We start from the raw sequence: 7,686 nt of genomic DNA, 5'->3' as shown, positions 1-7,686 counted from the left end.
CTCCGGCCCCAGCACCCCGCCGCGGCCGAGCGCGTAGCCGACGGCGATGACGGAGACGATGACGGCGAACCCCGTCAGCACCCCTCCCACCGGGGACCTCGTTCCGACCGACCCGCATGCAGAGAGGAGAGCGAGGCGATGAGCGTGCACCACAGCCCGAAGGCCCCACCGCGAGGTGTGCCGCCGGAATCCGTACCCCGGCGGGTGGCCCGCCCCGGACGGACGGCGGTGATCAGCGCCGCGGCGGGCGTGCTGCTCGCCGTGCTCTGGTCGTTCGAGCTGGTGGACTCGGTGATCGGTGACACCGTCGCCGACACCCTGCTGGGCCACGACGCGAAGGGCACCGCCATCACCGGCACCGCGGCGGGGCTGCTGTTCGCCTTCGTGTCCGGCTTCGCCGGGACCTTCACCGCCTGCAACATCGCGATGGCGGCCTCGGTCGGCCCGATGAGCCAGGCCGGCGCGGCCGGGCACCGCCACGGCGTACGGTCGCTGCTGCGGCCCGTCGCCTGGTTGACGGTCGGCATGCTGGCGGTGTCGGCGACCTACGGCGCGCTCGGGGTGCTCCTCGGCGAGCGGCTGCCGCAGCTGTCCACCGACACCGTCGGCGGGATGCCCGTACGCCTGATCCAGTCGTCGGTGGTCTTCGGCCTGATCGGCCTCGCGCTGACCTATCTCGGGCTGGCGGCCCTCGGCCTGCTGCCCGACGTCTTCGCGCGCCGGCCGGTGGCGCGGGTCGTCGTCATGGGCGCCCTGGTCGGGGGGTTCCTGGTCGGCCGGCCGTACCCGCTGTTCAACAAGCTGTTCCACTGGGCCGTCGACACCGGCAACCCGGCGTACGGCGCGCTCGCCTTCGCCCTCCAGTCGCTGGGCAACGTGCTGATCGTCGCGGCGCTCTTCGCGGTCCTGATCCTGGCCAGCCGGGGCCGGTTCCTCGCCTGGATGGCGTCGCCGCGGCGCGCCGCGACCGTGACCGGCGCGCTGCTGGTCGCGCTGGGCGTCTTCACCGTCGTGTACTGGGACCTGCGCGTGCCCGCGATCTTCGGGGTGGGCTGGTTCCCGACGATGCCGTACAACTGAGCGGCGCGACGACCGACGGCGCCCCCGGTCCGGGATGGACCCGGGGCGCCGTCGGCTCGGTCAACGGGCGTTGCCGGGCACCGGCCCCGGGGCGCCCGCGAGGCTGCCGGTGCCGGCCGTGGGCCGGGCGCGCCCGGCGGTCGCCGCCAGCCAGCCGGTCGTGATCAGCAGCAGGGCCGCGATGTAGGTGGTCATCACGGCCAGGCCGTGGCCGGGGATCCGGGAGCCGGCGGCGTCCATCCCGATCAGCAGGTCGGAGACCAGGAACAGCCCACCGCCCAGGGCCACCCGCCGGGAGACGCCGGCCGCGGCGGCGGCCATCAGGCTGAGCGCGAGGCTGTAGCCGAGCACCGGCAGCCGCAGCGGGCCGAGGGAGTTCCACAGCACCAGGTTGGCCGCCACCCAGCAGGCGAGGTAGGCGGCGACCGCGACGACCGGCGGGCGCCGGTGGCGCAGGAAGGCGGTCAGGAGGGCCACCTGGGTGCCGAGGAAGCAGCCCATGCCGACGAGGAACGCCGTGTCGCCGGAGACCAGCAGCGCGATGTCGCCGCCGGTGGCGAAGACCAGCCCGACGGCCACGGGGTCGACGCGTCGGCGTGCCCGCAGCAGGTGGACCAGCAGCACCGGCGCGAGCAGGGGCTTGGCCAGCCACTGCAGGAGGGTCGAGTCGGTCGCCACGCCGATCAGCTCGACGGCGGCCACCACGCCGAACAGCCAGAGGATCATCATCGGGCCACCGCCGGCTGCGCCTGCGGGGTGGGCTGCCAGCCCGGCCGGCCGAACACGTGGCCGAGGCGGTGTCGCCAGGACGAGGCGGCCCGGGCGTCGGCCCAGATCGCCCGGTACTCGTGCGTCGCCACCCGCAGCGGGTTGTACGTGCCGACGTTCTTGGTCAGGCCGTAGCGGACGGTGGCCCGCTCGGGCTCGAAGGTGCCGAACAGCCGGTCCCAGACGATCAGGATGCCGCCGTAGTTGCGGTCGAGGTACTCGGCGTTGGCGCCATGGTGGACCCGGTGGTGCGAGGGCGTGTTGAAGAACCACTCGACGGGCCGGGGCAGCCGGCCGACCCGCTCGGTGTGCAGGAAGAACTGGTACAGCAGGCTGACCGACTGCTGGAGGAAGATCATCCAGGGCGGGATGCCGAGCAGGGCCAGACCCAGCCAGAACGGTACGGACGTCATCGGGGTCCAGCTCTGCCGCAGGGCCGTGGAGAGGTTGAAGAAGACGCTGGAGTGGTGCACCACGTGCCCGGCCCAGAGCAGCCGCACCTCGTGGTGGGAGCGGTGGAACCAGTAGTAGGCGAGGTCGTCGGCGAAGAAGAGCAGCACCCACGTCCAGACGCTGGTGGGGGAGAGCTGGATCGGCGTGAGGGTGTACGCGGCGGCGTAGAGGCCGACCGTCGCCAGCTTCCACGGCACGCCGATGACCTGGCTGCCGGCGCCCATGGTCAGGCTGGTGGCGGTGTCGCGCAGCTCGTACCCGCGTTCGCCGTCGTCGGGGGCGAACCGGTAGGAGAGCGCCTCGACGACGATGAGGAGCAGGAACGCCGGTACGGCGTAGAGCACGGCGGGGATCATGCCCGGGCTTCCCTTCTCGGTGCTGCGGCGGGGGTGGTGAGAGGTGCGGTGAGCAGGGCCCGTGCCTCGCGGGCGGCGTCGGCGGACCGGCCGGTGACGACGGCGTCGGCGAGCCGGCGGTGGCCCGCGACGTCGAGCAGTTCCGCGGCGCGCCGCTGCGGCGGCACCTCGCCGACGGCGAGCGCGCCGGCCACGAGGCTGTTGAAGGCCAGCAGGTAGGCGGTGTTGCCGGAGCCGGCGACGATGTGCCGCCAGAGCACGATGGTGGCCTCGCCCATCCCGGTGAGGTCCGGCGCCAGGCCCGCGTACTCCTCGACGGCCCGCAGGATCGCGGCGCGCACCGCCGGGTCGCCGCGCTCGGCGCAGAGCCGGGCCGCGTCGACGCCGATGCAGGCCCGCATCTCCAGCATGTCGCGGACCAGGGTGTCCACCGGGAGGGTGTCGTGGAAGCGGGTGAGCGACAGGGCGAGGTCGAGCCCGGCGTGCACCCGCCAGTCCAGCACCCGGGTGGCGCCGCCCTGGCTGACCCGCACCAGGCCGAGCTGCTGGAGGCGGCGCAGGGCCTCCCGCACGGCGTGCCGGTTGACCCCGAAGGTGGCGGCCAGCTCCCGCTCGCCGGGCAGCGCCTCGTCGGGGCGGTAGACGCCGCTGACGATCGCGTCGCGGATCTGGCCGAAGACGTGGTCGGAGACCGAGGAGCGGGGGACGGGAGCGAACGTCATGCCGTGGAGTGTGGGGCAGACCACATCAACCCGTCAACTGGTTGGACCACTCCGATCGGCTCTTGCTATGCAACGAGTTGCATAGCAGGATGGCGGGCATGGCGCTCGAACACGCGATCCTGGTCTCCCTGCTCGAACGGCCGGGCTCCGGCTACGAGCTGGCCCGGCGTTTCGAGCGCTCCATCGGCCGCTTCTGGACGGCCACCCACCAGCAGATCTACCGGGTGCTGAAGCGGATGGAGGCCGACGACTGGGTTACCGCCGAGGAGATCGGCCAGGCGGGCCGCCCCGACAAGCGGTCCTTCTCGGTGGCCCCGGCCGGCCGGGCCGCGCTTGTGGACTGGCTGCGCGCGCCCGTCCAACCCGAGGCGGTCCGGCACGAACTGGCCGTCAAGATCCGCGGGGCCGCCTTCGACGACGACGCCGCCGGCCGCGCCGCGCTCGTCGCCGAGGTCGAGCGCTACCGCGCCACCCACGAGGAGACGCTCGCCCGCTACCTGGCCGGCGAGCGACGGGACTTCCCCGACCCCGCCGCGCCCGACGCCGCGGCGGCGCTCCAGCACGTCGTGCTGCGCGGCGGCATCGCGTACGAGCGGATGGTGCTCGCCTGGCTCGACGACGTGCTGACCACCCTGCGCACCCTGGACGACTGACCCACCCCACCGAAGGGAGTCCCGTCATGGCGGACTCGCTCCTGCTCGACCCGCACAGCTACGACCCCACCCACCTCGACGACACCTCCCGCCGGCTGCTGCGGGCCACCGTCGACTGGTTCGAGGGTCGGGGCAAGAAGGCGCTGCTCGACACCTACGACCGGCACGAGTGGTACGCCGACTTCCTGGACTTCGCTGCGAAGGAGGGGCTGTTTGCCGCCTTCTGCACGCCGGCCGCCGACGGGGGAGGGGACCCGGCGAGGCGCTGGGACAGCGCGCGCAACGCCGCGCTCAGCGAGATCCTCGGCTTCTACGGCCTCGGCTACTGGTACACCTGGCAGGTCACGGTGCTCGGCCTCGGCCCGGTCTGGCAGAGCGACAACGCCGCCGCGCGGGCCCGCGCCGCCGGGCTGCTCGCCGACGGCCACGTGATGGCGTTCGCCCTCTCCGAGCGCGCCCACGGCGCGGACATCTACTCCACCGACATGGTGCTCACCCCCGACGGCGACGGCGGGTTCCGCGCCACCGGCGCCAAGTACTACATCGGCAACGGCAACGTCGCCGGACTGGTCTCCGTCTTCGGCCGCCGCGCCGACGTCGAGGGACCGGACGGCTACGTCTTCTTCGCCGCCGACAGCCGCCACCCCGCCTACCACCTGGTCCGCAACGTGGTGAACGCGCAGATGTACGTCAGCGAGTTCCGCCTCCAGGACTACCCGGTGCGCCCCGAGGACGTGCTGCACACCGGGCGGGCCGCGTTCGACGCCGCGCTCAACACCGTCAACGTGGGCAAGTTCAACCTCTGCACCGCCTCGATCGGCATCTGCGAGCACGCCATGTACGAGGCCGTGACCCACGCCCACAACCGGGTCCTCTACGGCCGGCGGGTCACCGACTTCCCGCACGTGCGGCGCGAGTTGACCGACGCGTACGCGCGCCTGGTCGCGATGAAGCTGTTCAGCGACCGCGCCGTCGACTACTTCCGCTCGGCGGGCCCGGACGACCGCCGCTACCTGCTGTTCAACCCGATGACCAAGATGAAGGTCACCACCGAGGGCGAGCGGGTCGTCGACCTGCTCTGGGACGTCATCGCCGCCAAGGGCTTCGAGGCGGACACCTACTTCGACAAGGCCGCCAAGGACATCCGCGGGCTGCCCAAGCTCGAAGGAACGGTGCACGTCAACCTCACACTGATCATGAAGTTCATGGCCAACTACCTGTTCCACCCGGCCGAGCACCCGCCGGTGCCGACCCGGCACGACGCCGCGGACGACGAGTTCCTCTTCCGACAGGGCCCGGCCCGGGGCCTCGGCACGATCCGGTTCCACGACTGGCGCGCAGCCTACGACGCCCACGCCGAGGTGCCCAACGTGGCCCGCTTCCGCGAGCAGGCCGACGGCTTCTGCGCGCTGCTGGCCGCCCACGCCCCGAGCGAGGAGCAGCAGCGTGACCTCGACTTCCTGCTCGCCCTCGGCCAGCTCTTCGCGCTGATCGTCTACGGCCACCTGATCCTGGAGCAGGCCGAGCTGACCGGCCTGGACGGCGACGTGCTCGACGAGATCTTCGACGTCCTGGTCCGCGACTTCTCCGCGTACGCCGTCGACCTGCACGGCCGGGCGGCGACCACCGGGGAGCAGGCCGCCTGGGCGCTGGCGCACGTCCGCCGGCCCGTGGCGGACGCGGGGCGCACGGCGCGGATGTGGGTGCGGGTGGCGGCCCTCAGCGGCGCGTACGAGATGCGCCCCTGACGCTGCGGGCCGTGGCGGCCGACCGCCGGCTTCCCGGCGCGGGACGGTCGGCCGCCGCCGGCCACCACCCGGCACCGGGGTCGGCCGGCCGTCACCACCCGGCGCCGGGTCAGCCGGCCGTGACCACCTGGTTCGCCGGCTGCGGCGCCGTCGCCTCGGCCGGGGCCCGCCCGCCGTCGCCGGGGGCGGTCGCCGCCGTGTCCTCGCCGCCCTCCGGGGTCGCGTCGTCGGCGGGTCGCACCGCCCCCGGCGCCGGGCGGTCCGGCCTCGGCCGGGCCGCGACCTGCGGGTACTCGGCGGTCTCCGCGCCGCCCGTGGCGGCCGCCATGACCGCCGCCGCGGCCAGGTCGGCGACCCGCTTCGCCTCCCGCTTGACCCGGGCGCGGACCTCCTTGGCGTGCTGCTCGGCGGAGTCCGCGGCCCGGCGCGCCTCGTCGAGGCGGCGCAGCTCGTCGGTCAGCTCCTGCCGGGTCTCGGCGAGGCGCTGCTGCACCTCGGCGAACTCGTGCTCGACGCCCGCGCTCTCCTGCCGCGCCTGGGCCAGCTGCTGCTGGGCGGCGTCCAGCTCGGACTGCATCCGTGCCAGCGCCTCCCGCCGGTCCCGGATGCCCTGCTGCGTCGCGGCGAGCTGCTGCTGGTGGGTCGCGGCCTGCTCGTCCACGTGCTGGCGCACCTTGGCCGCGTACTGCTGGGCCTCCGCGATCAGCGTCGCGATCTCCTGCTCGGCCGCCGTACGCTGGGCGCCGAGCTCCCGCTCGGCGGACGCGAGCTGCTCGGCGATCTCCTGCTCGGCGGCGGCCCGGCGCTCGTTGATCTCGCGCTCCACACCGGCCTGCCACTGGCCCAGCTCCTGCTGGGTCTTCGCGCGCGCCGCCTGCACCTCCTGCTGGATCTGGGCGCGGGCCGAGGCCAGGAACGCCTCGGACTCGACGCGGGCCTGCTCGACCTGCTGGGCGGTCTGCTCGTCGATCCGCTTCGCCTCCTGCACCGCGTGGTCGTGGGCCGCCTCGCCCGCCGCCCGCAGCCGTTCCGCAGCCTCCCGGATCCTGGCCAGCTCGCCCTGGGCGTTGGCGCGGCGTTCCTCGTGTTCCCGGTCGTGCTCCTCGCGTCGCGCGGCCGCCTCCTCCGTCAGCTCCCGCAGCGTCGTGGTGGCCTGCTCGCGGGCCTCGGCGAGCACCCGCTCCGCCTCGGCCTCGAGTTCGGCGGCCCGCTGCCCGGCGGCGTCGGTGATGGCCCCGGCCTGCTTCTCGGCCAGGGCCAGGATCTGGTCGACCATCGGACCGAGGTCGCGGAAGGACGCCCGGTCCGGCTGCGCCGGCCGGTCCCGCAGTTCGGTCGCCTCCGCCCGCAGCCGGTGCACCTCGACGGTCAGCTCACGCAGCTGGGCCGAGGCCCGTTCCCGCTCCGCGGCCCGCGCCGACCGTTCGCCGTCGACCTGCTCGACGTAGCGGTCCACCTGCCGCTTGTCGTAGCCGCGCAGCGCGAGGTCGAAGCTCGGCCGCGAGGCCGCGTCCTCGCGTGCCGCGAACGGGTCGTCGCCGTGGGACATGCATCCTCCTCCGTACGATCGCGAGCGCCGCGTCGGCGGGAGAGCCGCCCCACGGGCCGTGCTGAGGCGCCACGCTACCGTCGCGGCCGTACGCCCCCGCGAAAAGGGTGACCACATGCGACGGCCCCGCGGGACCGGGTGGTCCGCGGGGCTCGGTGTGCGCGTCCGGGAGCGCGTGTCCGGTTCATGGTGCACCTCCTGGTGGTGGGGGAGTGTGCACCGGTGGGCCGTCGCGCTGAGCGCCGGGCGCGGCGGCCCACCGGCCGTGCGGCCGCCGCGGGGGGCGGCGCGGCGGGGGGCGGGGGAGGGGGGCCGTAGGGGCGCGCCCGGCCCCCCCCGCCCCCCCCCCCGCCCCCC

General features: G+C 74.3%; 7 protein-coding genes. 3 read left to right on the top strand and 4 right to left on the bottom strand.

Features of this window, described 5'->3' with window-relative positions; translation table 11 throughout:
* Positions 1 to 138: 138 nt before the first annotated feature.
* Positions 139 to 1,080: a hypothetical protein gene (locus AB0B83_RS29575; RefSeq protein ID WP_357580922.1), complete on the top strand. Its 942-nt coding sequence runs from the start codon at positions 139 to 141 to the stop codon at positions 1,078 to 1,080.
* 60 nt (positions 1,081 to 1,140) lie between these two features.
* Here AB0B83_RS29575 and AB0B83_RS29570 read toward each other — a convergent pair whose 3' ends face one another.
* Genes AB0B83_RS29570 through AB0B83_RS29560 form a run of 3 tightly spaced genes read right to left on the bottom strand, consistent with a single transcriptional unit; the run spans position 1,141 to position 3,379 of the window.
* The gene (locus tag AB0B83_RS29570; protein WP_357580921.1) at positions 1,141 to 1,809 is read right to left on the bottom strand and encodes a lysoplasmalogenase; all 669 of its coding nucleotides are present in this window, start codon (positions 1,807 to 1,809) and stop codon (positions 1,141 to 1,143) included.
* Positions 1,806 to 2,657, bottom strand: a complete 852-nt coding sequence (locus AB0B83_RS29565) for a sterol desaturase family protein (protein WP_357580920.1) — start codon at positions 2,655 to 2,657, stop codon at positions 1,806 to 1,808. The genes AB0B83_RS29570 and AB0B83_RS29565 overlap by 4 nt, the downstream gene beginning before the upstream one ends.
* Positions 2,654 to 3,379 carry a GntR family transcriptional regulator gene (locus tag AB0B83_RS29560; RefSeq protein ID WP_357580919.1) on the bottom strand — a complete coding sequence of 242 codons (726 nt, stop codon included), beginning with the start codon at positions 3,377 to 3,379 and terminating at the stop codon, positions 2,654 to 2,656. The genes AB0B83_RS29565 and AB0B83_RS29560 overlap by 4 nt, the downstream gene beginning before the upstream one ends.
* Positions 3,380 to 3,477: 98 nt before the next feature.
* On the opposite strand from AB0B83_RS29560, the gene AB0B83_RS29555 reads away from it, so the two are divergent.
* Entirely contained in the window at positions 3,478 to 4,032 is a 555-nt protein-coding gene (locus AB0B83_RS29555) for a PadR family transcriptional regulator (RefSeq protein WP_357580918.1), read from the top strand.
* 26 nt (positions 4,033 to 4,058) lie between these two features.
* A complete protein-coding gene (locus AB0B83_RS29550; RefSeq protein ID WP_357580917.1) occupies positions 4,059 to 5,780 on the top strand; it encodes an acyl-CoA dehydrogenase family protein in 1,722 nt (573 codons plus the stop codon).
* Between the two features lie 109 nt (positions 5,781 to 5,889).
* Here the strand turns inward: AB0B83_RS29550 and AB0B83_RS29545 are convergent, their stop codons facing one another.
* Entirely contained in the window at positions 5,890 to 7,329 is a 1,440-nt protein-coding gene (locus AB0B83_RS29545) for a hypothetical protein (protein ID WP_357580916.1), read from the bottom strand.
* Positions 7,330 to 7,686: the final 357 nt, after the last annotated feature.

Source organism: Micromonospora sp. NPDC049060 (genome assembly GCF_040649055.1).
GTDB lineage: Bacteria > Actinomycetota > Actinomycetes > Mycobacteriales > Micromonosporaceae > Micromonospora > Micromonospora reichwaldensis.
This window is presented reverse-complemented; position numbering and strand designations above follow the sequence as displayed.

Excerpts from the sequence above, each read along its gene's own strand:
- AB0B83_RS29575 (WP_357580922.1), top strand. The coding sequence starts at position 139 with ATGAGCGTGCACCACAGCCCGAAGGCCCCACCGCGAGGTGTGCCGCCG.
- AB0B83_RS29570 (WP_357580921.1), bottom strand. The coding sequence starts at position 1,809 with ATGATGATCCTCTGGCTGTTCGGCGTGGTGGCCGCCGTCGAGCTGATC.
- AB0B83_RS29565 (WP_357580920.1), bottom strand. The coding sequence starts at position 2,657 with ATGATCCCCGCCGTGCTCTACGCCGTACCGGCGTTCCTGCTCCTCATC.
- AB0B83_RS29560 (WP_357580919.1), bottom strand. The coding sequence starts at position 3,379 with ATGACGTTCGCTCCCGTCCCCCGCTCCTCGGTCTCCGACCACGTCTTC.
- AB0B83_RS29555 (WP_357580918.1), top strand. The coding sequence starts at position 3,478 with ATGGCGCTCGAACACGCGATCCTGGTCTCCCTGCTCGAACGGCCGGGC.
- AB0B83_RS29550 (WP_357580917.1), top strand. The coding sequence starts at position 4,059 with ATGGCGGACTCGCTCCTGCTCGACCCGCACAGCTACGACCCCACCCAC.
- AB0B83_RS29545 (WP_357580916.1), bottom strand. The coding sequence starts at position 7,329 with ATGTCCCACGGCGACGACCCGTTCGCGGCACGCGAGGACGCGGCCTCG.